The organism is Escherichia sp. Marseille-Q3837, assembly GCF_916618735.1.
In the GTDB taxonomy this organism is placed as follows: Bacteria; Pseudomonadota; Gammaproteobacteria; order Enterobacterales; family Enterobacteriaceae; genus Escherichia; species Escherichia ruysiae.
Genome location: NZ_CAKAKC010000001.1, coordinates 4,298,887 through 4,319,558, shown reverse-complemented (window position 1 = coordinate 4,319,558; position 20,672 = coordinate 4,298,887). Strand labels below are relative to the sequence as shown.

Here is a 20,672-nt window from a genome sequence, read left to right as displayed (position 1 = left end):
TTTAGTAAATATTTCGTGAGGGATATGTTTCTAATGCTAAGAAAAAAGGTGCCGTAGCACCTTTTTTAACAGGGAAGTCGCAGTTACCAAACGCCAGCCAGCAGCGTATGCGAGTCCGGCACCATAAAATCAACGGACATCATCACCGAGAGGGCAGTGATGGCGATGATAGAGAAGCCGAACAGCTTGCGCGCCCAGATTCGGTCATCAGCAACTTTATAACCACGCAGGGCCATACCTAACCACCAGACGCTGACTGCCGCAGCGACCACCAGATATTTGTATCCAGCGTAACCGCCAAGAGAGAGCATCAGCGTGGCAACAGCAAAGGCGATGATATACAGCGTGATGTGATTCTTCGCCACTGAAATGCCTTTCACCACCGGCAGAACCGGAATGTTCGCCGCCTGATAATCCTTAAAGCGGAAAATGGCGATGGCATAAGAGTGGGGCATTTGCCACAGGCTGAAGATAGCCAGCAGGATTGCAGCGCCGCTATCGAAGTCGCCTGTCACCGCACAGTAACCGATCACCGGCGGCGCAGCGCCGGAGAGCGAACCAATCAACGTGCCGTAGACCGAGTGGCGTTTCATATACAGGCTATAGACGCCGACATAAACCACAAAGCCCATCACCCCCAGCCAGCAGGCCAGCGGATTCGCGCCAAACCACAGCAGCATAAAGCCAGCAATACCCAGCACGGTGGCGTACACCAGCGAGACAGCAGGAGAGATCAGGCCTTTAACCAGCACCCGATTCTTCGTCCTTTCCATCTTTCTGTCGATATCCCTGTCGATGTAGTTGTTAAACACACAACCCGACGCCACAACCAGTGACACTCCAACCAACGTGTAGATAAACAGGGGATAATCAATGCTGCCCTTTGAGGCCAGCAGGAATCCCCCAATCACCGAGATCAGGTTGCCAAAGATGATGCCTGGTTTCGTTACTTGCAGGTATTGCTTAAACATCATAACCGCCGCTCTTAGTGCATCATCATGTTGTAGTTGAGGTTCCACATGATCCAGATGGAGCCTACAACCAGAATCGCGATGATTAGCACGGTGAAGACAAACGCCGTCATGTTCCAGCCTTCATCTGATTTAGTATTCATGTGCAGGAAGCACACCAGATGCACCAGAACCTGTACCACTGCCATTGCCAGGATTGTTCCCAGAATTACGGCCGGAGAGGCAGAACCTGACATCACCATCCAGAACGGAATCACCGTCAGAATGATCGACAGGATAAAGCCTGTCATATAGGTTTTTACGCTGCCATGGGATGCGCCGCCGCTCACGTTAGAATGACTCATTACATCGCCCCCATCAGATAAACAACAGTGAACACACAGATCCACACCACATCCAGGAAGTGCCAGAACAGGCTCAGACACATGATGCGGGTACGGTTAGTGCTGGTCAGGCCGCGACGGGCGATTTGCACCATCAGCACCGCCATCCAGATAAGACCGGAAGTGACGTGCAGACCGTGTGTCCCGACCAGCGCAAAGAACGCTGACAGGAAGCCGCTGCGATCCGGACCCATGTCGTTAACAATCAGATGATGGAATTCATAGAGTTCCATCCCGATAAATCCGGCACCAAACAACCAGGTCAACGCCAGCCAGGAGATAACCTGGCTTTTGTTGTTTTTGTACATGGCGATAGCCGCCATGCCGTAGGTGATGGAGCTGAACAACAGCAAGAAGGTTTCAACCAGAACGAACGGCAGTTCGAAAATGTCCTTACCTGTCGGGCCGCCTGCGGTACCGTTCACCAGAACGGCATAGGTAGCAAACAAGATGGAGAACAGAATGCAGTCGCTCATCAGGTAGATCCAGAATCCGAAGATTTTGGTTCCGCCTGCATCGTGGTGCCCGTGTTCGTGCGCGTGGGCAGTCGCGTGCGTCAAAGTATCAGTTGCCATTTTTCAGCCCTGCCTTAGTAATCTCATCGAAATGCTGGTTTTCCAGTTTTTCGATTTCTGCCACCGGCACGTAGTAATCCACGTCCTCGTCGAAGCTTTTCACGATCCAGGTGATGATCATGCCTGCGAAGCCAACAATCGCCAGCCACCAGATATGCCAGATCATGGCGAAACCGAAGATGGTGGAGAAAGCCGCAATGACAATACCGGCGCCGCTGTTTTTCGGCATATGAATTTCTTCATAGTGGTCAGGCTTTTTGTACGCTTCGCCTTTCTCTTTCATTTCCCAGAATGCATCACGCTCGTGAACGTGCGGCACAACGGCAAAGTTATAGAACGGAGGCGGGGAAGAGGTTGCCCACTCCAGCGTACGGCCACCCCACGGGTCGCCAGTCAGATCACGGTTTTGGTCGCGGTCGCGAATAGAAACGTACATCTGAATCACGAGGCAGAGAATACCCAGTGCAATTAGTACCGCACCGCTGGCTGCAATCATCAGCATGGTGTGGAACTGCGGGTCAATCTGTTGACTTAAACGACGGGTCATACCCATAAAGCCCAGCGCATACAGCGGCATAAAGGCAACGAAGAAGCCGATGATCCAGAACCAGAACGCGCGTTTACCCCAGGTTTCGTTCAGTTTGAAACCGAACGCTTTAGGCCACCAGTAGGTCATCCCTGCGAAGCAGCCGAAGACCACGCCGCCGATGATCACGTTATGGAAGTGCGCAATCAGGAACAGGCTGTTATGCAGAACGAAGTCTGCGCCCGGTACTGCCAGCAGCACGCCAGTCATACCGCCCACCGAGAAGGTGACGATAAAACCGATGGTCCACAGCATCGCGGAATGGAACACGATGCGACCCTGATACATGGTGAACAGCCAGTTGAAGATCTTCACCCCGGTCGGGATGGCGATAATCATTGTGGTGATACCAAAGAAGGCGTTTACGTTCGCGCCCGCACCCATCGTAAAGAAGTGGTGCAGCCAGACGATGAACGACAGCACGGTGATACAGACGGTTGCCCATACCAGCGAGGTATAACCAAACAGACGTTTACGCGAGAAGGTTGCCGCAATCTCGGAGAACACACCGAAAACAGGCAGGATCAGGATGTAAACTTCCGGATGTCCCCATGCCCAAATCAGGTTGATGTACATCATCATGTTGCCACCCATATCGTTGGTAAAGAAATGGGTGCCCAGATAGCGATCCAGGGTCAACAACGCGACGGTAACCGTCAGAATTGGGAAGGAAGCAATAATCAGAATGTTTGCGCACAATGATGCCCAGGTAAATACTGGCATCTTGAACATGGTCATGCCCGGTGCGCGCATCTTCAGAATGGTAACGAAGAAGTTGATACCAGTTAGCGTCGTACCAATACCGGATAGCTGGAGACTCCATATCCAGTAATCGACACCGACCCCCGGACTGTACTCTATTCCCGATAGCGGTGGATAGGCCAGCCAGCCGGTCTGCGCAAACTCGCCCACGCCGAGAGAAACGTTAACCAGAATCACACCAACAACGGTAAACCAGAAGCTTAAGTTGTTGAGGAACGGGAACGCAACGTCACGCGCGCCGATCTGCAGCGGAACCACCAGGTTCATCAGACCGATAACGAAAGGCATCGCCACGAAGAAGATCATAATCACGCCGTGCGCGGTGAAGATCTGATCGTAGTGGTGAGGCGGCAGGAAGCCCGCTTCGCCCGCTGAGGCAAGAGCCTGCTGGCTACGCATCATAATGGCGTCAGCAAAACCACGCAGCAACATCACAATTGCCACGATGATATACATGATACCAAGGCGTTTATGGTCGACGGAGGTCAGCCACTCTTTCCACAGGTAGGTCCACTTACCGAAGTAAGTGATCAGGCCAACGAGCGCCAGACCTCCCAAAATAATGGCAGCGATCGTAACCATGACGATAGGTTCATGGAACGGGACTGCATCAAGTGATAATTTTCCGAACATCTTTATTCTTCCTCAACCCCTTTAATGGGCGGATTCCGCGTGGCTCATGTCCATGCCTTCCATACCTTCGTGTGCGCTGTGCTCACCTTCTGGCTGGGTCATGTCCATGCTCTTACCGTGAGCCATAAACTTGTTAATCACATCGGCAAACAAATCTGGTTTCACGTTGGAGAAATATTCCACCTGGTTGTATTCGCTAGGCGCGGCCAGTTTTTCGAACGCAGCCATGTCAGACATGGTGTTCGGCGACTGTTTGGCTTTTGCGACCCATTGGTCGAATGCGGCACGATCCGGTGTTGCGATAGCTTTGAACTTCATGCCTGAGAAGCCCGGGCCGCTGTAGCTGGCGGAGATACCGTCATAAGTACCGGGTTCGTTGGCGATCAGATGCAGGCGAGTCTGCATACCGGCCATGGCATAAATCTGGCTACCCAGACGCGGAATAAAGAAGGAGTTCATCACGGAGTTGGAGGTCACTTTGAAGTACACCGGAGTGTTCGCCGGGAAAGCGATTTCATTCACGGTTGCAATGCCCTGTTCCGGGTAGATGAAGAACCATTTCCAGTCCATGGAAACCACTTCAATGGTAATGGGCTTCTCGTCGTGTGCCAGCGGCTTGCTAGGCTCAAGAGCGTGAGTGGTTTTCCAGGTTAGTACCGCAAGGAAGATGATGATTAAGATAGGCACCGTCCAGACCACAGCTTCCACTTTATTGGAGTGTGACCAGTTCGGGCTGTACTTAGCATCTTTATTGCTCGCACGGTACTTCCAGGCGAAACCAACAGCCATCAAGATTGCGGGAATAACGACAATCAACATCAGGCCAAATGCCGTCAGTATCAGTGAACGTTGCTCCAGACCAATCTGTCCTTTGGGATCTAACAGCGCAGAATTACAACCACTGAGCAATACAGTGCCTGCAAATAATGACAACCATCCCAAACTTTTATTGTATTTCCTGAGTCTCATTTAACGACCTCAATTCCACGGGATCTGGTGGCGTTTAAAGTGTGTGGGCATTTTACGGGAAGGTTACATTACTGTAAACATGATTAAATTCCTGTTACTTGGATTTGGCTGTCAGGTCACATATGTTGCAAAACATATCAGGTTGATTTTAAGAAGCTGTTACAAAAGGGCGTTATAACGAAAGGGGACTACAGAAGGGGGTGGGGATGGCAATTGGTATAACCAATCTCAAAATAAAACAATTATTTAACAAATAATCATCATTGAGGTGACAAATCAGGCGTAGGGAAATAAAGAGTCATCAGCTGAATCGTGTAAAAAAATAAAACATATAGATTCAGTCAATAATTTTAGAAATCTAAGCCGCACAAAAGAACAAATATTATTAAGCGATGCTGATGTTTATTTAGCCGTAATAATTACGCCGGGTGATTACTACAGCTAAATTATATTCACAGATTACGTCAGATGCGTTTTTCGTAGCGCCAGATAATCCAGAAAACCACCAAGCACGACGCCGCCCAGGGCGACTAAAACGCCGACTTCCAACAGCGCAGGCAGGAAAGAGAAGTGGGTCAAATCCAGCGCGTCCATTGTCAACAGCAGTAACCACACGGCTAACAGACCGACGCCCGCCGCCAGTGTCCACATGGCAAAAGCATAACCTGACGGATATTCGGTACGTGGGATAAAGTTGTCGTTGACCCGTGTATATTCAAGCGTCTGGCGACAAACCAGCAGCAAAATAAGCCCTGGTACAGCGGCCGCAACAGAGAACAGATAAAACGTCGGCCAGCCGTGTGATTCAACAAACCAGCCCGCCACGGGGCCGACATATACCCGTCCGACAGCGGAAAGCGCCGAGAGCAGGGCAAACTGAGTAGCGGAAAATGACTTATTACACAGCGTCATTAACAGCGCCACAAATGCCGATGTGCCCATCCCGCCACACAGGTTTTCGAAAAAGACGGCTGCGCCCATGCTGTAGAGATGCTTATCAGTCACCGAAAGCAGCCAGTAACCGGCGTTGGACGCACCTTGTAAAAGGCCGAAAATCAGTAGTGCACGGAACAGCGAAAGACGCTGCATCAGAATACCACCGTACAACGCGCCGACGATGGTCGCCAGCAAACCGAGCGTTTTGTTAACCACGCCCACTTCACCGGCATCAAACCCGACGCCGCGAATCAAAAAGGTGGTAGTCAGACTCATGGCGAAAGCATCGCCCAGCTTATACAGCACGATTAAAAGCAGAATCAGCCATGCGTTATTGCGACCGAAGAAATCACGTAACGGTGCTACAACGGCTTGTTCTAGTGTTTTGGGAACAGGAATAGTGTCGGTTGGTTCTGGCGCAAGCAACGTTGCGATAATACAGGGGATCAGCAGAGCCGCCATCAACCAGTACATGCCTTGCCAGCCCAGCCATTTATCTGCCAGCCATAAGGCTAAACCACCAGAAACCAGCATCCCTAAACGGTAACCCAGCACGCTGATTGCTGCACCTGCGCCACGTTCTTCCGCAGGAAGCACATCCGTTTTCCATGCATCAAAGACGATATCCTGAGAAGCGGAGCAAAAAGCGATAACCACCGCCAGTGCCGCCATCCAACGAAGTTGAGTACCCGGTTCGAGAAACCCCATCGCCGCAATCGCCAGTAACAGCAACGCTTGCGTAGCGAGCAGCCAACCGCGTCGACGTCCGAGGAACGGCGGGGTATAGCGGTCCATCAGCGGTGACCAGAGGAATTTAAAGACGTATGCCTGACCCACCAGAGAGAAGAAACCAATGGTTTTAAGATCGATATTCTCGACGGTCATCCACGCCTGTAAGGTGCCGGATGTCAGGGCGAGCGGCAGCCCGGAAGCAAAACCCAGGATCAGCAAAATAGCTGAACGTGGCTGTTGGAAAATACGTAAATATTGACTGGACATGGGCGTCTACAGGCCCGATTTACACCGGGCCAGAGGGCAGAAATTAACGTGCGTTCTGCTTGATAAATTCGTGGATGCTGGTGTCCTGAGACATATCAGCAATGGTGTCGGTCAGCACACTGTTAACCGCATCGGCGATGTTTTTGTTGGAGGCCTGGAATGCACCTTCAACGTTGTAGCTGGCACGATAGTTTTTAGTCATTTTGTTGCCATTCTGCGCGGTGGCAATGATGGCGATATCTGCTTTAGTAGCAATGTTGTAGCGCACGTTGCCCTGGGACACGTCGGCATACAGTTGGCTAACGATGATTTGCAGATTAACCGGGCCATTCGGGCCAACCATATAACCGCGAGCGGTCATCTGTTTTTCCAGCACTTCTTGCAGCAGGAAACGCAGATCGCGGGAAGCGGTCAGGGTAACGATTTGATTATCGCGGGTGACTTTTGCCAGCGCCTGATCGGTACGCTGATCGGCACCATTAATGCTAACGGTGATGCCCATCAGACTTGGATCTTGCTGTGGCAGCGTCATCGTCGGAGAAACTTCAATGGTTGTTGGCGGTTTTGCACATCCTGCAAGCATAAACAGAGCAACTAACGGGAAGAGGATTTTTTTGAACATGTTCTGGCTCTCAGAGACTTTTTAGCGTGTTTGGTAAAGATTCCCGCCATCATAACATCGCCAACGACGAGGGGAAGTGGGTAAGACATGTAAATTCATTATGTTGACGAAATAATCGCCTTGGGTAAAAGAAACACCGATGTGAAGCCGGTGAATCAATCTTTAAATCAGTAAACTTCATACGCTTGACAGAAAAAATAGGATGAAAGCTAATTATTTGTTGTTAAGCTGTAATGGAAACGGTTAAAGCGGCTAGTATTTAAAGGGATGGGTGACATCTCAGCGTTGTCGGAGGAGATATTTCATGATGATACGTGAGCGGATAGAAGAAAAATTAAGGACGGCGTTCCAACCCGTATTCCTCGAAGTTGTGGATGAAAGCTATCGTCACAATGTCCCAGCCGGCTCTGAAAGCCATTTTAAAGTTGTGCTGGTCAGCGATCGTTTTATGGGTGAACGTTTTCTGAATCGTCATCGAATGATTTACAGTACTTTAGCGGAGGAACTCTCTACTACCGTTCATGCGCTGGCTCTGCATACTTATACCATTAAAGAGTGGGAAGGATTGCAGGATACCATCTTTGCTTCTCCTCCCTGTCGTGGAGCTGGAAGCATTGCCTAAACGCATTTGCAACAGTTAGCGTTTTTCCAGTATGTTGTTAAAGATTTTATGAAAAACGGCCTGCGGGCCGTTTTGTTTTGTCTGGATTTTGCGCTTTTTGCCCAGCATTCAGACGAAAATTACCTGAGAATTGTGAAAAAATACGCGGCAGCGCGCAATAACCGTTCTCGACTCATAAAAGTGATGCCGCTATAATGCCGCGTCCTATTTGAATGCTTTCGGGATGATTCTGGTAACAGGGAATGTGATTGATTATAAGAACATCCCGGTTCCGCGAAGCCAACAACCTGTGCTTGCGGGGTAAGAGTTGACCGAGCACTGTGATTTTTTGAGGTAACAAGATGCAAGTTTCAGTTGAAACCACTCAAGGCCTTGGCCGCCGTGTAACGATTACTATCGCTGCTGACAGCATCGAGACCGCTGTTAAAAGCGAGCTGGTCAACGTTGCGAAAAAAGTACGTATTGACGGCTTCCGCAAAGGCAAAGTGCCAATGAATATCGTTGCTCAGCGTTATGGCGCGTCTGTACGCCAGGACGTTCTGGGCGACCTGATGAGCCGTAACTTCATTGACGCCATCATTAAAGAAAAAATCAATCCGGCTGGCGCACCGACTTACGTTCCGGGCGAATACAAGCTGGGTGAAGACTTCACCTACTCTGTAGAGTTTGAAGTTTATCCGGAAGTTGAACTGCAGGGTCTGGAAGCGATTGAAGTTGAAAAACCGATCGTTGAAGTGACCGACGCTGACGTTGACGGTATGTTAGATACTCTGCGTAAACAGCAGGCGACCTGGAAAGAAAAAGACGGCGCTGTTGAAGCAGAAGACCGTGTGACCATCGACTTCACTGGTTCTGTAGACGGCGAAGAGTTCGAAGGCGGTAAAGCGTCTGATTTCGTACTGGCGATGGGCCAGGGTCGTATGATTCCGGGCTTTGAAGACGGTATCAAAGGCCACAAAGCGGGCGAAGAGTTCACCATCGACGTGACCTTCCCGGAAGAGTACCACGCAGAAAACCTGAAAGGTAAAGCAGCGAAATTCGCTATCAACCTGAAGAAAGTTGAAGAGCGTGAACTGCCGGAACTGACTGCTGAATTCATCAAACGTTTCGGCGTTGAAGATGGTTCCGTAGAAGGTCTGCGCGCTGAAGTGCGTAAAAACATGGAGCGCGAGCTGAAGAGCGCCATCCGTAACCGCGTTAAGTCTCAGGCGATCGAAGGTCTGGTAAAAGCTAACGACATCGACGTACCGGCTGCGCTGATCGATAGCGAAATCGACGTTCTGCGTCGCCAGGCTGCACAGCGTTTCGGTGGCAACGAAAAACAAGCTCTGGAATTGCCGCGCGAACTGTTCGAAGAACAGGCTAAACGCCGCGTAGTTGTTGGCCTGCTGCTGGGCGAAGTTATTCGCGCCAACGAGCTGAAAGCTGACGAAGAGCGCGTGAAAGGCCTGATCGAAGAGATGGCTTCTGCGTACGAAGATCCGAAAGAAGTTATCGAATTCTACAGCAAAAACAAAGAACTGATGGACAACATGCGCAATGTTGCTCTGGAAGAACAGGCTGTTGAAGCTGTACTGGCGAAAGCGAAAGTGACTGAAAAAGAAACCACTTTCAACGAGCTGATGAACCAGCAGGCGTAATTTAAGCAGCATAACGCGCTAAATTCGCACAAAGGCCCGTCACCGCCAGGTGGTGGGCTTTTTTTTGTCATGAATTTTGCATGGAACCGTGCGAAAACCCTCTTTCGGTGTTAGCGTAACAACAAAAGATTGTTATGCTTGAAATAGGATGATGCCGTACCCATAACACAGGGACTAGCTGATAATCCGTCCATAAGGTTACAATCGGTACAGCAGGTTTTTTCAATTTTATCCAGGAGACGGAAATGTCATACAGCGGCGAACGAGATAACTTTGCACCCCATATGGCGCTGGTGCCGATGGTCATTGAACAGACCTCACGCGGTGAGCGCTCTTTTGATATCTATTCTCGTCTACTTAAGGAACGCGTCATTTTTCTGACTGGCCAGGTTGAAGACCACATGGCTAACCTGATTGTGGCGCAGATGCTGTTCCTGGAAGCAGAAAATCCAGAAAAAGATATCTATCTGTACATTAACTCCCCAGGCGGGGTGATCACTGCCGGGATGTCTATCTATGACACCATGCAGTTTATCAAGCCTGATGTCAGCACCATTTGTATGGGCCAGGCGGCCTCGATGGGCGCTTTCTTGCTGACCGCAGGGGCAAAAGGTAAACGTTTCTGCCTGCCGAATTCGCGCGTGATGATTCACCAGCCGTTGGGCGGCTATCAGGGCCAGGCGACCGATATCGAAATTCATGCCCGTGAAATTCTGAAAGTTAAAGGGCGCATGAATGAACTTATGGCGCTTCATACGGGTCAATCATTAGAACAGATTGAACGTGATACCGAGCGCGATCGCTTCCTTTCCGCCCCTGAAGCGGTGGAATACGGTCTGGTCGATTCGATTCTGACCCATCGTAATTGATGCCAGAGGCGCAACTGTGCCGCTATACTTATCCAGGGCGGCACAACGCTGTAAGCGGCTTGCGCCTGAGAATGGCATTTGCGTCGTCGTGTGCGGCACAAAGAACAAAGAAGAGGTTTTGACCCATGACAGATAAACGCAAAGATGGCTCAGGCAAATTGCTGTATTGCTCTTTTTGCGGCAAAAGCCAGCATGAAGTGCGCAAGCTGATTGCCGGTCCATCCGTGTATATCTGCGACGAATGTGTTGATTTATGTAATGACATCATTCGCGAAGAGATTAAAGAAGTTGCACCGCATCGTGAACGCAGTGCGCTACCGACGCCGCATGAAATTCGCAACCACCTGGACGATTACGTTATCGGTCAGGAACAGGCGAAAAAAGTGCTGGCGGTCGCGGTATACAACCACTACAAACGTCTGCGCAACGGCGATACCAGCAATGGCGTCGAGTTGGGCAAAAGTAACATTCTGCTGATCGGTCCGACGGGTTCCGGTAAAACGCTGCTGGCCGAAACTCTGGCGCGTCTGCTGGACGTCCCATTCACCATGGCCGACGCGACCACGCTGACCGAAGCCGGTTATGTGGGCGAAGACGTTGAAAACATCATTCAGAAGCTGTTGCAAAAGTGCGATTACGACGTACAGAAAGCACAGCGTGGGATTGTCTACATCGATGAAATCGACAAGATTTCTCGTAAGTCGGACAATCCTTCTATTACCCGAGACGTTTCCGGTGAAGGCGTACAGCAGGCACTGTTGAAACTGATCGAAGGTACGGTTGCCGCCGTCCCACCGCAGGGTGGACGTAAGCATCCGCAGCAGGAATTCTTGCAGGTAGATACCTCTAAGATCCTGTTTATCTGTGGTGGTGCGTTCGCTGGTCTGGATAAAGTCATTTCCCATCGTGTAGAAACCGGCTCCGGCATTGGTTTTGGCGCGACGGTAAAAGCGAAATCTGACAAAGCAAGCGAAGGTGAACTGCTGGCGCAGGTTGAACCAGAAGATCTGATTAAGTTTGGTCTGATCCCTGAGTTCATCGGTCGTCTGCCAGTTGTCGCAACGCTGAATGAACTGAGCGAAGAAGCCCTGATTCAGATCCTCAAAGAGCCGAAAAACGCCCTGACCAAGCAGTATCAGGCGCTGTTTAATCTTGAGGGCGTGGATCTGGAATTCCGTGACGAGGCGCTGGATGCTATCGCTAAGAAAGCGATGGCGCGTAAAACCGGTGCTCGTGGTCTGCGCTCCATCGTAGAAGCTGCGCTGCTCGATACCATGTACGATCTGCCGTCCATGGAAGATGTCGAAAAAGTGGTTATCGACGAGTCGGTAATTGATGGGCAAAGCAAACCGTTGCTGATTTATGGCAAGCCGGAAGCTCAGCAGGCATCTGGTGAATAATTAACCATTCCCATACAATTAGTTAACCAAAAAGGGGGGATTTTATCTCCCCTTTAATTTTTCCTCTATTCTCGGCGTTGAATGTGGGGGAAACATCCCCATATACTGACGTACATGTTAATAGATGGCGTGAAGCACAGTCGTGTCATCTGATTACCTGGCGGAAATTAAACTAAGAGAGAGCTCTATGAATCCTGAGCGTTCTGAACGCATTGAAATCCCCGTATTGCCGCTGCGCGATGTGGTGGTTTATCCGCACATGGTCATCCCCTTATTTGTTGGGCGGGAAAAGTCTATCCGTTGTCTGGAAGCGGCGATGGACCATGATAAAAAAATTATGCTGGTCGCGCAGAAAGAAGCTTCAACGGATGAGCCGGGTGTAAACGATCTTTTCACTGTCGGGACCGTGGCCTCTATATTGCAGATGCTGAAACTGCCTGACGGCACCGTCAAAGTGCTGGTTGAGGGGTTACAGCGCGCGCGTATTTCTGCGCTCTCTGACAATGGCGAACACTTTTCTGCGAAGGCGGAGTATCTGGAGTCGCCGACCATTGATGAGCGGGAACAGGAAGTGCTGGTGCGTACCGCAATCAGCCAGTTCGAAGGCTACATCAAGCTGAACAAAAAAATCCCACCAGAAGTGCTGACGTCGCTGAACAGCATCGACGATCCGGCGCGGCTGGCGGATACCATTGCCGCGCATATGCCGCTGAAACTGGCTGACAAACAGTCCGTTCTTGAGATGTCCGACGTTAACGAACGTCTGGAATATTTGATGGCGATGATGGAATCGGAAATCGATCTGCTGCAGGTTGAGAAACGCATTCGCAACCGCGTCAAAAAGCAGATGGAGAAATCCCAGCGTGAGTACTATCTGAACGAGCAAATGAAAGCTATTCAGAAAGAACTCGGCGAAATGGACGATGCGCCGGACGAAAACGAAGCCCTGAAGCGCAAAATCGACGCGGCGAAAATGCCGAAAGAGGCAAAAGAGAAAGCGGAAGCAGAACTGCAGAAGCTGAAAATGATGTCTCCGATGTCGGCAGAAGCGACCGTGGTGCGTGGCTATATCGACTGGATGGTGCAGGTGCCGTGGAATGCGCGTAGCAAGGTCAAAAAAGACCTGCGTCAGGCGCAAGAAATCCTTGATACCGACCATTATGGTCTGGAGCGCGTGAAAGATCGCATCCTTGAGTATCTTGCGGTTCAAAGTCGTGTCAACAAAATCAAGGGGCCGATCCTTTGCCTGGTTGGGCCGCCGGGGGTAGGTAAAACTTCTCTGGGGCAGTCCATCGCCAAAGCTACCGGACGTAAATATGTCCGTATGGCGCTGGGCGGCGTGCGTGATGAAGCGGAAATCCGTGGTCACCGCCGTACTTACATCGGTTCTATGCCGGGTAAATTGATCCAGAAAATGGCGAAAGTGGGCGTTAAAAACCCGCTGTTCCTGCTCGATGAGATCGACAAAATGTCTTCTGACATGCGTGGCGATCCGGCCTCCGCACTGCTTGAAGTGCTGGATCCAGAGCAGAACGTGGCGTTCAGCGACCACTACCTGGAAGTGGATTACGACCTTAGCGACGTGATGTTTGTCGCGACGTCGAACTCCATGAACATTCCGGCACCGCTGCTGGATCGTATGGAAGTGATTCGCCTCTCCGGTTATACCGAAGATGAAAAACTGAACATCGCCAAACGTCACCTGCTGCCGAAGCAGATTGAACGTAATGCGCTGAAAAAAGGTGAGTTGACCGTCGACGATAGCGCCATTATCGGCATTATTCGTTACTACACCCGTGAGGCGGGCGTGCGTGGTCTGGAGCGTGAAATCTCCAAACTGTGCCGTAAAGCGGTTAAGCAGTTACTGCTCGATAAGTCTCTAAAACATATCGAAATTAACGGCGATAACCTGCATGACTACCTCGGTGTTCAGCGTTTCGACTATGGTCGCGCGGATAACGAAAACCGTGTCGGTCAGGTAACGGGTCTGGCGTGGACGGAAGTGGGCGGTGACTTGCTGACCATCGAAACCGCGTGTGTACCGGGCAAAGGTAAACTGACCTATACCGGTTCGCTGGGTGAAGTCATGCAGGAGTCCATTCAGGCGGCGTTAACGGTGGTTCGTGCGCGTGCGGAAAAACTGGGGATCAACCCTGATTTTTACGAAAAACGCGACATCCACGTGCACGTACCGGAAGGTGCGACGCCAAAAGATGGTCCGAGTGCCGGTATTGCCATGTGCACCGCGCTGGTTTCTTGCCTGACCGGTAACCCGGTTCGTGCCGATGTGGCGATGACTGGCGAGATTACTCTGCGTGGTCAGGTGTTGCCAATCGGTGGTTTGAAAGAAAAACTGCTGGCGGCACATCGCGGCGGGATTAAAACAGTGTTAATTCCGTTCGAAAATAAACGCGATCTGGAAGAGATTCCGGACAACGTGATTGCCGATCTGGACATTCATCCTGTGAAGCGCATTGAGGAAGTTCTGACTCTGGCGCTGCAAAATGAACCGTCTGGTATGCAGGTTGTGACTGCAAAATAGTGACCTTGCGCAAATTGCACTAATAAAAAGAGGGCTGGCGGGCCAATTCGGACTTGCCAGCCTTTTTTTGTCTCGTTAAGTTAGAGGGCGGATTAGGCTTGCCCTTATTAAGGGGTGTTGTAAGGGGATGGCTGGCCTGATATAACTGCTGCGCGTTCGCACGTTGAAGGATTCAAGTGCGGGATAAATTATAAAGAGGAAGAGAAGAGTGAATAAATCTCAATTGATTGACAAGATTGCTGCAGGGGCTGATATCTCTAAAGCTGCGGCTGGCCGTGCGTTAGATGCTATTATTGCTTCCGTAACTGAATCCCTGAAAGAAGGGGATGATGTAGCACTGGTAGGTTTTGGTACTTTTGCCGTTAAAGAGCGTGCCGCCCGTACTGGTCGCAACCCGCAGACCGGTAAAGAGATCACCATCGCTGCCGCTAAAGTACCGAGCTTCCGTGCAGGTAAAGCACTGAAAGACGCGGTAAACTAAGGATTATCCCCATTGGGGATGTGACGAAGTTCAAGGGCGCATCTACTGATGTGCCTTTTTTATTTGTATTGCGTGACTTTCTGCGAGTTGTGGGCTGACAATTGCCCCCGTTTCTTGTCACAATAGGCCTTTGCGCGCAGCGATATGTTGCGTGAAGTACACAGTCATCTACAGCGGAGTGTTGTTACACCATGATGGACAGCTTACGCACGGCTGCAAACAGTCTCGTGCTCAAGATTATTTTCGGTATCATTATCGTGTCGTTCATATTGACCGGCGTGAGTGGTTACCTGATTGGCGCAGGCAATAACTACGCCGCAAAAGTGAATGACCAGGAAATCAGCCGTGGGCAGTTCGAGAACGCCTTCAACAGCGAGCGTAATCGTATGCAGCAACAGTTGGGCGATCAATACTCTGAGCTGGCGGCGAACGAAGGCTATATGAAAACCCTGCGTCAACAGGTGCTGAATCGTCTGATCGACGAGGCGCTGCTGGATCAGTACGCTCGTGAACTAAAACTGAGTATCAGCGATGAGCAGGTTAAACAGGCGATTTTCGCAACCCCAGCGTTTCAGGTTGACGGCAAGTTCGATAACAGCCGCTATAACGGTATCCTCAACCAGATGGGGATGAGTGCCGATCAGTACGCGCAGGCACTGCGTAATCAGCTCACTACCCAGCAGCTGATTAACGGCGTTGCGGGCACCGACTTTATGTTGAAAGGTGAAACCGACGAACTGGCTGCGCTGGTCGCTCAACAACGTGTAGTGCGTGAAGCGACTATCGACGTTAACGCGCTGGCGGCTAAACAAGCTGTGACCGAACCAGAAATCGCCAGCTACTACGAGCAAAACAAAAACAATTTCATGACTCCGGAACAATTCCGCGTGAGCTACATCAAGCTGGATGCCGCAACGATGCAGCAACCGGTTAGCGATGCGGATATCCAGAGCTACTACGATCAGCATCAGGATCAATTCACCCAGCCACAGCGTACTCGCTACAGCATCATCCAGACTAAAACTGAAGATGAAGCGAAAGCAGTACTTGAGGAGCTGAATAAAGGTGGTGATTTTGCTGCGTTAGCAAAAGAAAAATCTGCCGATATTATCTCTGCCCGTAACGGCGGCGATATGGGGTGGTTAGAAGATGCCACTATCCCGGATGAACTGAAAAATGCAGGTCTGAAAGAAAAAGGCCAACTGTCTGGCGTCATCAAATCTTCGGTCGGTTTCCTGATTGTGCGTCTGGATGATATTCAGCCGGCGAAAGTGAAGTCATTAGACGAAGTGCGTGACGATATCGCGGCGAAAGTGAAACACGAAAAAGCCCTCGATGCGTATTACGCGCTGCAGCAGAAAGTGAGCGATGCGGCAAGCAATGACACCGAATCTCTGGCTGGCGCAGAGCAGGCTGCGGGCGTTAAAGCTACCCAGACTGGCTGGTTCAGCAAAGATAACCTGCCGGAAGAGTTGAACTTCAAGCCGGTTGCAGATGCTATCTTTAACGGCGGTCTGGTAGGTGAAAACGGCGCGCCGGGCATCAACTCTGACATTATCACCGTAGACGGCGATCGCGCATTCGTGTTGCGTATCAGCGAGCACAAACCGGAAGCGGTGAAACCGTTGGCAGATGTTCAGGAACAAGTTAAGGCACTGGTTCAGCACAACAAAGCTGAGCAACAGGCGAAAGTGGATGCTGAAAAACTGCTGGTTGAGCTGAAAGCGGGCAAAGGTGCGGAAGCTATGCAGGCTGCCGGTCTGAAATTTGGCGAGCCGAAAACCTTAAGCCGTTCCGGTCGTGACCCGATTAGCCAGGCGGCGTTTGCACTGCCACTGCCAGCGAAAGACAAACCAAGCTACGGTATGGCGACCGATATGCAAGGTAATGTGGTTCTGCTGGCGCTGGACGAAGTGAAACAAGGTTCTATGCCGGAAGATCAGAAAAAAGCGATGGTGCAGGGTATCACCCAGAACAACGCACAAATCGTCTTTGAAGCTCTGATGAGTAACCTGCGTAAAGAGGCGAAAATCAAAATTGGCGATGCGCTGGAACAGCAATAATCCGGAAGCCGCCTCGCAAAAAAATGCTTTGCAGCTGTAACAAGAAAAGGTCGCTTTCGCGGCCTTTTCCATTTCTGAACATTGCCATTTGTTTACTGTTTTCGCTGCCGTTAAGGTGATTCCACTGTTAACAAACAAGGAGAAAACAGTATGAAACACGGAATTAAAGCACTGCTCATCACCCTGTCTCTGGCCTGTGCCGGAATGTCTCATAGCGCGCTGGCGGCAGCTCCTGCGGTGAAACCGGCAGCGGTAGAAACCAAAGCGGAAGCTCCTGCAGCACAAAGCAAAGCGGCAGTACCGGCGAAAGCCAGTGACGAAGAAGGCACCAGGGTCAGCATTAATAATGCCAGCGCGGAAGAGCTAGCCCGCGCGATGAATGGCGTTGGTCTGAAGAAAGCGCAGGCAATTGTCAGTTATCGCGAAGAGTACGGCCCGTTTAAAACGGTGGGGGATTTAAAACAGGTGCCGGGAATGGGCAATTCGCTGGTGGAACGTAATCTGGCGGTATTAACCCTGTAATTAATTTGCATAGTGGCAATTTTTTGCCAGACTGAAGAGGTCATACCAGTTATGACCTCTGTACTTATAACAGTTCTTATAACAACAACGTAAGGTTATTGCGCTATGCAAACACAAATCAAAGTTCGTGGATATCATCTCGACGTCTACCAGCACGTCAACAACGCCCGCTACCTTGAGTTTCTCGAAGAAGCCCGCTGGGATGGGCTGGAAAATAGCGACAGCTTTCAATGGATGACTGCCCATAACATCGCTTTCGTGGTGGTTAATATCAATATCAACTATCGCCGCCCGGCGGTATTAAGCGACCTGTTAACCATTACCAGCCAGTTACAGCAATTAAATGGTAAAAGCGGCATTTTGAGTCAGGTCATCACTCTTGAGCCGGAAGGGCAGGTGGTGGCGGATGCACTTATCACGTTTGTTTGTATCGATCTCAAAACGCAGAAAGCATTAGCTCTGGAAGGGGAACTGCGCGAAAAACTGGATCTGATGGTTCAGTAAACGTTTTGTTGGCCGGATGCTCAAGCCGCATCCGGCGACACCCGAATAATTACTGCAACCCGGTTTTCTGCTTCATCGCTGCCATCACCGCCGGTTTGTCGGCCAGATAATGATTCAATCCGTTAGCGCGCAGATTACATGCAGCACAATGACCACAACCATCGCCTTTAATGCCGTTATAACAGGTCAGCGTTTCGTTACGCACTAAATCCAGTTTGCCGTAATAATCCGCGAGCGCCCAGGTTTCCGCTTTATCAATCCACATCAGCGGTGTTTCAAATCGAATATCTTTCGCCATGCCCAGACTGACGGCATGGTTCAGTGCTTTCACAAACTCATCGCGACAATCCGGGTAACCGGAGAAATCCGTTTCGCAGACGCCGGTGATCACTGCTTCTGCTTTAACCTGATACGCATATATCGCCGCCAGCGTCAGGAACAGAATATTACGCCCTGGGACAAACGTATTCGGGATACCATCGGCTTTAGGTTCATAATCAGGCACCGGAATGCTGTCACGCGTCAGGCTGCTGACCGCCAGCTCGTTGAGTAGCGTCACATCCAGCACCTTATGCGCGCGTGCACCCAGTTTCAATGCCAGTTCGCGTGCCACGTCAATCTCTGCGCGATGGCGCTGACCGTAATCGAACGTCACGCAATGGACTTCATCATATTGCTGCAATGCCTGTACCAGACAGGTGGTGGAATCCTGACCTCCACTAAACACAACGACGGCACGTTTCATAGATAATCCTGCTAAATCGATAAAAGCGTTATGGTAACGCCTGCGGTTAACCCCGACCAGTGCTTCATTGCGATGGCGCGGGAAGCCAGGCTTCGGTAAATTCAAACCAGCCGCGCGGTGTTAGCCGCACACCGTTCACTCCGGGCGGGGCGCTAATGCGATAGTGATAATTGAACAACGGGGTCAGCGTTGCATCTTCCATTAACTGGCTAAACACAGTTTTCAGCGCGTTATTCCGCTTTTCCTCATCAGCCATCAACTGCACGGTATCCAGTGTCGATTGCAGATGTGCATATGCTGAAGCGTCGAAAACATATGACCAGAGTGGATCGCAACGCAGCCATTGCTCCAGAGTATATTCCGGCGCTTCGCCAATTAGCCTGTCGCCCATCATCAAATCTGCCTGTGCCAGCGGGGTCGTGTCGTCCCAGTTTTTCGCGTTATGAAAAACAATCGTTAATTCGCAACCTTCTGCTGCCAGCGTCGTTCGTAATTGTTCTGCCATTACATGAAGTTCCACTGGCAGGTGATAAACCAACGTCAGGGTTTCCGGTAATTTGACCTCATCCGGTACATCCCATTGTGGAATAGCCCAGCCAGGCAGCAATGCATTACTGGCAGTGATCAGGTTTTCTCCGACTTCTAACGTTTGTAGTAAACCGGATTGATGGATAATGGAAATCACTTTTCGCGCCTGCCAGAGGGAAAGGCGGGGGCTTTTGCGCAACGTTAAATAGCAAAAACCTAAACTGATGCCGCTACTGACCTGGCTGACCCGTGGCAACTCTTCAGGTTTACCGATGGTGATTTGTACTGGATGCTGACAACTGGTTCCCAAATCTTTTTCAAAAAGTGGTGGGGTTATCCAGTACTCAACCGCTTTTAGCAGTGGGTGACGTAAATGGTAATAATCATGGCTTTCGAGTCGCACCAGTTCTGTTGTGAATTTTGTTAAGCGAAAAGGACCGGTTCCCACCAGCGATAATTGCGGATGCGCCAGATGACTACAATAGCTCGCCAGCCTGTGTGCCAGCCAATAATCAGGGCGATGTAAAAAGAAGGTCAGACACTGTGGATGGGTGACCTCAATACGCTTCACGCTAATCAATAATTTCCCCAACGCTGGCAGTTGTAGCAGCATCAATAATCGCTGGTGTAGTTGCGTTGCTTTTACCACATCGCCGTTATGCCAGTGCAGCGTTGAACGAAGATAAAAATCCCAGCGTAGCCCGTCAGCAGAGATTTCCCAGTGATGTGCTAAATCGCCAATCGGGCGTTGGGTATTATTGTCGAAGCGGGTCAGACCGGAAAATATCTGCCCGGCGAGATGCTGCTCGGCACGACCGGGTAAAAAGCCCGGTTGTAGCGGTTCGAGCGGGCGATAATAGGGAATACGCAACGTTGGCGTATCGTTTTGCCATTGCCCGCCCATAAACGGTTGTAATAGGGTGCGCAGTTCACCAGGAGCCAGTTGCGCCAGCTCCAGCACATCTTGCTGTTTTCCGGTTTCCAGTGCCTGTTCCATCATCGCGTTGCGCAGGGATCCCGGTGTCACCAGAAAACGCAGGTGCCCGCGTTTTCCGCGTCCTGATTGCGCCTGCCACTCCAGCCATCCCGACTCCTGAGCCTGACGTAACAGGGTGCGCACGTGGCGTTCGCTGCAAAAACAGCGTTCGGCCAGTTCGCTGACGGTGACGGATTGCGGCTCTCCGGCAGAAGGTTGCCACAGACGTTGATACTGGTTAAGACGGTTTAGCAGTCGCATATAAACCCGGAACAATATTATTTAACTATTCACTATTACTTCCGTATATATCAGGTGATACTCAATCACCATTAACCGTGTCA

General features: G+C 50.7%; 18 protein-coding genes. 9 read left to right on the top strand and 9 right to left on the bottom strand.

Annotation, left to right across the window (positions count from 1 at the left end):
• Positions 1-83: 83 nt before the first annotated feature.
• The 7 genes from cyoE to LG381_RS20690 all read right to left on the bottom strand — a co-directional run bounded on the left by cyoE (position 84) and on the right by LG381_RS20690 (position 7,436).
• Positions 84-974 (bottom strand): heme o synthase, encoded by an 891-nt coding sequence (gene cyoE / locus LG381_RS20720; protein ID WP_000971347.1) that lies wholly within the window; start codon positions 972-974, stop codon positions 84-86.
• 11 nt (positions 975-985) lie between these two features.
• On the bottom strand, positions 986-1,315 hold the full coding sequence (locus LG381_RS20715; protein ID WP_000019801.1) for a cytochrome o ubiquinol oxidase subunit IV: 330 nt from the start codon (positions 1,313-1,315) through the stop codon (positions 986-988).
• On the bottom strand, positions 1,315-1,929 hold the full coding sequence (locus tag LG381_RS20710) for a cytochrome o ubiquinol oxidase subunit III (RefSeq protein ID WP_000179822.1): 615 nt from the start codon (positions 1,927-1,929) through the stop codon (positions 1,315-1,317). The genes LG381_RS20715 and LG381_RS20710 overlap by 1 nt, the downstream gene beginning before the upstream one ends.
• On the bottom strand, positions 1,919-3,910 hold the full coding sequence (gene cyoB / locus LG381_RS20705; protein ID WP_000467154.1) for a cytochrome o ubiquinol oxidase subunit I: 1,992 nt from the start codon (positions 3,908-3,910) through the stop codon (positions 1,919-1,921). Before cyoB ends, LG381_RS20710 begins: the two co-directional genes overlap by 11 nt.
• Before the next feature lie 21 nt (positions 3,911-3,931).
• The gene (gene cyoA / locus LG381_RS20700; RefSeq protein ID WP_001239436.1) at positions 3,932-4,879 is read right to left on the bottom strand and encodes a cytochrome o ubiquinol oxidase subunit II; all 948 of its coding nucleotides are present in this window, start codon (positions 4,877-4,879) and stop codon (positions 3,932-3,934) included.
• Between the two features lie 459 nt (positions 4,880-5,338).
• Positions 5,339-6,814 (bottom strand): muropeptide MFS transporter AmpG, encoded by a 1,476-nt coding sequence (ampG, locus tag LG381_RS20695; RefSeq protein WP_000098459.1) that lies wholly within the window; start codon positions 6,812-6,814, stop codon positions 5,339-5,341.
• A 43-nt stretch (positions 6,815-6,857) separates the two neighbouring features.
• Positions 6,858-7,436 (bottom strand): lipoprotein, encoded by a 579-nt coding sequence (locus tag LG381_RS20690; protein WP_000473500.1) that lies wholly within the window; start codon positions 7,434-7,436, stop codon positions 6,858-6,860.
• Between the two features lie 304 nt (positions 7,437-7,740).
• Between LG381_RS20690 and bolA the strand changes: the two genes are divergently transcribed.
• The 9 genes from bolA to fadM all read left to right on the top strand — a co-directional run bounded on the left by bolA (position 7,741) and on the right by fadM (position 18,079).
• Positions 7,741-8,058 (top strand): transcriptional regulator BolA, encoded by a 318-nt coding sequence (gene bolA, locus LG381_RS20685; protein WP_000973458.1) that lies wholly within the window; start codon positions 7,741-7,743, stop codon positions 8,056-8,058.
• Positions 8,059-8,399: 341 nt separating this feature from the next.
• On the top strand, positions 8,400-9,698 hold the full coding sequence (gene tig / locus LG381_RS20680; protein WP_001198383.1) for a trigger factor: 1,299 nt from the start codon (positions 8,400-8,402) through the stop codon (positions 9,696-9,698).
• Positions 9,699-9,943: 245 nt separating this feature from the next.
• Positions 9,944-10,567, top strand: coding sequence for an ATP-dependent Clp endopeptidase proteolytic subunit ClpP (gene clpP / locus LG381_RS20675; protein ID WP_000122253.1), 624 nt, complete (start codon positions 9,944-9,946; stop codon positions 10,565-10,567).
• A gap of 125 nt (positions 10,568-10,692) precedes the next feature.
• Positions 10,693-11,967: an ATP-dependent protease ATP-binding subunit ClpX gene (gene clpX, locus LG381_RS20670; RefSeq protein ID WP_000130305.1), complete on the top strand. Its 1,275-nt coding sequence runs from the start codon at positions 10,693-10,695 to the stop codon at positions 11,965-11,967.
• Positions 11,968-12,154: 187 nt separating this feature from the next.
• On the top strand, positions 12,155-14,509 hold the full coding sequence (gene lon, locus LG381_RS20665; protein WP_001295325.1) for an endopeptidase La: 2,355 nt from the start codon (positions 12,155-12,157) through the stop codon (positions 14,507-14,509).
• Between the two features lie 190 nt (positions 14,510-14,699).
• Positions 14,700-14,990 (top strand): nucleoid-associated protein HU-beta, encoded by a 291-nt coding sequence (gene hupB / locus LG381_RS20660; protein WP_254892905.1) that lies wholly within the window; start codon positions 14,700-14,702, stop codon positions 14,988-14,990.
• Between the two features lie 191 nt (positions 14,991-15,181).
• Positions 15,182-17,053, top strand: a complete 1,872-nt coding sequence (gene ppiD, locus LG381_RS20655) for a peptidylprolyl isomerase (protein ID WP_000969350.1) — start codon at positions 15,182-15,184, stop codon at positions 17,051-17,053.
• 150 nt (positions 17,054-17,203) lie between these two features.
• Positions 17,204-17,575, top strand: coding sequence for a helix-hairpin-helix domain-containing protein (locus LG381_RS20650; protein ID WP_225762866.1), 372 nt, complete (start codon positions 17,204-17,206; stop codon positions 17,573-17,575).
• 105 nt (positions 17,576-17,680) lie between these two features.
• Positions 17,681-18,079 (top strand): long-chain acyl-CoA thioesterase FadM, encoded by a 399-nt coding sequence (fadM, locus tag LG381_RS20645; protein ID WP_001194533.1) that lies wholly within the window; start codon positions 17,681-17,683, stop codon positions 18,077-18,079.
• Positions 18,080-18,128: 49 nt separating this feature from the next.
• Here fadM and queC read toward each other — a convergent pair whose 3' ends face one another.
• Positions 18,129-18,824: a 7-cyano-7-deazaguanine synthase QueC gene (gene queC / locus LG381_RS20640; protein WP_225762865.1), complete on the bottom strand. Its 696-nt coding sequence runs from the start codon at positions 18,822-18,824 to the stop codon at positions 18,129-18,131.
• Between the two features lie 64 nt (positions 18,825-18,888).
• Positions 18,889-20,589 (bottom strand): SgrR family transcriptional regulator, encoded by a 1,701-nt coding sequence (locus tag LG381_RS20635; protein WP_225762864.1) that lies wholly within the window; start codon positions 20,587-20,589, stop codon positions 18,889-18,891.
• Positions 20,590-20,672 lie beyond the last annotated feature (83 nt).

Excerpts from the sequence above, each read along its gene's own strand:
- cyoE (WP_000971347.1), bottom strand. The coding sequence starts at position 974 with ATGATGTTTAAGCAATACCTGCAAGTAACGAAACCAGGCATCATCTTT.
- LG381_RS20715 (WP_000019801.1), bottom strand. The coding sequence starts at position 1,315 with ATGAGTCATTCTAACGTGAGCGGCGGCGCATCCCATGGCAGCGTAAAA.
- LG381_RS20710 (WP_000179822.1), bottom strand. The coding sequence starts at position 1,929 with ATGGCAACTGATACTTTGACGCACGCGACTGCCCACGCGCACGAACAC.
- cyoB (WP_000467154.1), bottom strand. The coding sequence starts at position 3,910 with ATGTTCGGAAAATTATCACTTGATGCAGTCCCGTTCCATGAACCTATC.
- cyoA (WP_001239436.1), bottom strand. The coding sequence starts at position 4,879 with ATGAGACTCAGGAAATACAATAAAAGTTTGGGATGGTTGTCATTATTT.
- ampG (WP_000098459.1), bottom strand. The coding sequence starts at position 6,814 with ATGTCCAGTCAATATTTACGTATTTTCCAACAGCCACGTTCAGCTATT.
- LG381_RS20690 (WP_000473500.1), bottom strand. The coding sequence starts at position 7,436 with ATGTTCAAAAAAATCCTCTTCCCGTTAGTTGCTCTGTTTATGCTTGCA.
- bolA (WP_000973458.1), top strand. The coding sequence starts at position 7,741 with ATGATGATACGTGAGCGGATAGAAGAAAAATTAAGGACGGCGTTCCAA.
- tig (WP_001198383.1), top strand. The coding sequence starts at position 8,400 with ATGCAAGTTTCAGTTGAAACCACTCAAGGCCTTGGCCGCCGTGTAACG.
- clpP (WP_000122253.1), top strand. The coding sequence starts at position 9,944 with ATGTCATACAGCGGCGAACGAGATAACTTTGCACCCCATATGGCGCTG.
- clpX (WP_000130305.1), top strand. The coding sequence starts at position 10,693 with ATGACAGATAAACGCAAAGATGGCTCAGGCAAATTGCTGTATTGCTCT.
- lon (WP_001295325.1), top strand. The coding sequence starts at position 12,155 with ATGAATCCTGAGCGTTCTGAACGCATTGAAATCCCCGTATTGCCGCTG.
- ppiD (WP_000969350.1), top strand. The coding sequence starts at position 15,182 with ATGATGGACAGCTTACGCACGGCTGCAAACAGTCTCGTGCTCAAGATT.
- LG381_RS20650 (WP_225762866.1), top strand. The coding sequence starts at position 17,204 with ATGAAACACGGAATTAAAGCACTGCTCATCACCCTGTCTCTGGCCTGT.
- fadM (WP_001194533.1), top strand. The coding sequence starts at position 17,681 with ATGCAAACACAAATCAAAGTTCGTGGATATCATCTCGACGTCTACCAG.
- queC (WP_225762865.1), bottom strand. The coding sequence starts at position 18,824 with ATGAAACGTGCCGTCGTTGTGTTTAGTGGAGGTCAGGATTCCACCACC.
- LG381_RS20635 (WP_225762864.1), bottom strand. The coding sequence starts at position 20,589 with ATGCGACTGCTAAACCGTCTTAACCAGTATCAACGTCTGTGGCAACCT.